At 41.2% G+C, this 2880-nt stretch carries 3 protein-coding genes; 1 reads left to right on the forward strand and 2 read right to left on the reverse strand.

The genetic code is table 11. The annotated features are described in order from the left end of the window. Positions 1-90: 90 nt before the first annotated feature. Positions 91-1017 carry a carbohydrate ABC transporter permease gene (locus AC1DWN_RS31590; RefSeq protein ID WP_477562811.1) on the reverse strand — a complete coding sequence of 309 codons (927 nt, stop codon included), beginning with the start codon at positions 1015-1017 and terminating at the stop codon, positions 91-93. Between the two features lie 11 nt (positions 1018-1028). Then, positions 1029-1979, reverse strand: a complete 951-nt coding sequence (locus AC1DWN_RS31595; RefSeq protein ID WP_477562812.1) for an ABC transporter permease — start codon at positions 1977-1979, stop codon at positions 1029-1031. Positions 1980-2245: 266 nt separating this feature from the next. Between AC1DWN_RS31595 and AC1DWN_RS31600 the strand changes: the two genes are divergently transcribed. Beyond that, a complete protein-coding gene (locus AC1DWN_RS31600; protein ID WP_477562813.1) occupies positions 2246-2518 on the forward strand; it encodes an SDR family NAD(P)-dependent oxidoreductase in 273 nt (90 codons plus the stop codon). Positions 2519-2880 lie beyond the last annotated feature (362 nt).

Here is a 2880-nt window from a genome sequence, read left to right on the forward strand (position 1 = left end):
GAAATCCCCCTATAAAAGTATGTTTTTGCGCCATTTCACAAAATGTGAACGGCATATCATAAACCAGAATGGATCTGGCCTACTTCGTAATTAGCCTTTGACGGCACCAATCGTAAGTCCAGAAATAAAATATCTCTGGAAGAATGGGTAAGCACAAGCAACAGGCAAGACGATGAGAATACCAATTGCCATACGAGCAGATTCCTTAGKCATCGTTGCTACCAGCTCTGCTGCGCTGATACCTATGGTTGAAGCATTTCTCGCTAGTGCGTCGACATTGGTCATTAAGTTGTTAAGCAATGCCTGCAAGGAGTACAAATTTGGGTTATAGATATATAGCATAGATTGGAACCAGTCATTCCAGTAGCCGAAGCAAAGGAATAAGCCAATTGTCGCAAGAACGGGTAATGAAATTGGCAGAATGATGGAGAAGAAGATTCGGAATTGACTCGCTCCATCAATTTCAGCTGATTCAATCAGACCATCAGGAATTGTACTTCTGAAAAAAGTTTTGCAAATGATGACGTTAAAGGATGAAACCGCAAGCGGTAAAATAAGTGCCCAAATGCTATCTTTYAATCCTAGTAAATTAGTATTAATGAAGTAGCTGGAAACGAGACCGCCGTTGAAAATCATCGGAATAAAAACGAGCCAAGTCATAAAGGTTTTAAACTTGTAAGATGGACGTGAGAGAACATAGCCCATCGAAGTCGTTAGTAGTACACCTAGTACAGTTCCGACACCTGTTACGAGTACGGATATACCTAGGGCATTCAAAATGATCGTTCCTTGCTTGGCGATAAAAGCGTAAGCATCCAGCGATAAAACCATTGGAATGATACTATAGCCCGTTTCCCGAATGTAGGATTCATGCGTCAGTGATATCGATAATACGACAAGCACGGGGATGACGCAGCCAAGTGCTACAAGAATGAAGAACAAGTTAAAAAGAATATTGACGCCTTTACCTACTCGATTGAATTTATCAAGTCCGGACTCATATGTTTTTCCTGCCATTCTTACACCTCCTATATCATTGCGCTATCAGAGTCAATTTTTTTGACAATCCAATTGGCCGTTAAAATAGTAATACAACCAAGTACGGATTGGACAAATGCAGCTGCAGACGCCATTCCTAGTGTAGCGGTTTTCAATTGTTTGTATACTAATACGTCAATCGTTGTGGCCACCTCAAACAAGGAGTTTGAATCACGAGTGACCTGATAAAATAGTCCGAAGTCGGTGTAGAATATTCGGCCAACTGAAAGGATGAACATCATGACGATTACAAGCTTAAGTAATGGGAGCGTAATGAAACGGATTTGCTGCCAGATGGAAGCGCCGTCAATTACAGCAGCTTCGTAGTAGGTACTGTCGATACCTGTAATCGTTGCCAAATAAATAATCATGCCATAACCGATACCCTTCCAAACATTCAAGAGAATAAGAATATAAGGCCAATATTGCGGTTCCATGTACCAGTTTATAGATTCTAATCCAAGATTGCCTAAAAGTTGATTGAGAATTCCTTTGTCAAAGCTGAAGAATGCCCAACCTACTGCGGAGACGATGACCCATGACAGGAAGTAAGGAAGGAACATCATCGTTTGGTATACTTTCCCCGCCTTTTTATTATGAAGAAGTCCAATCATAAGGGCGAACGCCACGGGAAGTACAATGCCGAGAATAATAAAGATTATGTTGTAGCCGATTGTATTGCGGATAATGATCCAAGCATCATTGGACTTGAATAGAAATTCAAAGTTTTTAAAACCAACCCAAGGGCTGTTGAACACATTACTAAGGAAGCCCCCGCTAATTTTAAAATTTTTAAAAGAGATAATAACACCGAACATGGGCAAGAAACAGAATAAGATGTACCAAATTGTTGTTGGTATCGCCAGGAGAGTTAACTCAAAATCTTGCTTTCTAAGTTGAAAGCGCTTTGATTTTTTGAGTGGCTCTGATTTTGCGCTCATAGTTTTAACTCCTTTATTCATTTTATGAATTTATTGAAACCGCTTTCTTTACTGTATTATATAAAAGAAAGGGGACTAACTTCTAGTTAACAAACATAATTTCTTAGTCAACAAACGTTAGATTTCAGATAAATTGTCTTTTATTGTCGCTTTATATTATAGGGGAAGCAACGACATAGGACCAAGGGACCAAGGATACCGTTAGGTTTCCTTGGTCCTTTTTCTGGATTTCTTGGATCAGATTCAGCAGTTCATGTTCGCTAGATGTGCTTGCAAGCGAGCTCGAAGAACAAGCAATCGAGACATACACCGTTACGGCGGATGCAGCGAACCAGGAGTCAATCGAAGCAGCATTCCAGGTCATTCAGGAGCAGCACGGTACGCTGGATGTATTACTTTACAACGCGGCAGCCATTTCAAAAACAGCAGTTTGCTGTTCGTTCACTGGTGTATGCATTAGCCGAAGAATTGAAGCCGCAAAATGTCTATGTAGGTACAGTTACCATTGGGGGGTACGTGTCCAAAGGGACATTTTATGATCCGGATCTGATCGCCGACAAGTATTGGTACTTGTATCAAAACCGAAATGAAGTAGAGTTTGTGTTCGCACCCACCTGACTCTTTATTGACTGTGTAGGACGGAGATTATTATAATTCATCTATGACCACTCCAATTCTAATGACTAAACTATATAACCCACCACTTCGGTTAAAAATGGTTAGCCGCCCTCGTCTGATCGAGCAGCTGAACGAGGGTTTACACCGCAAACTGACCGTCATCTCAGCCTCCGCTGGCTTCGGTAAAACTTCCTTGGTCAGCGAGTGGCTTACCAGTTGTGATCGACCTGTTGCCTGGATATCGATTGACGAAGGCGATAACGATCTCACATGTTTTTTGACA

The organism is Paenibacillus sp. P4_A7 (assembly GCF_056402455.1).

What these genes read in the sequence shown, in the direction of transcription:
- AC1DWN_RS31595 (WP_477562812.1), bottom strand. Translation starts at nt 1,979, where the DNA reads ATGAGCGCAAAATCAGAGCCACTCAAAAAATCAAAGCGCTTTCAACTT.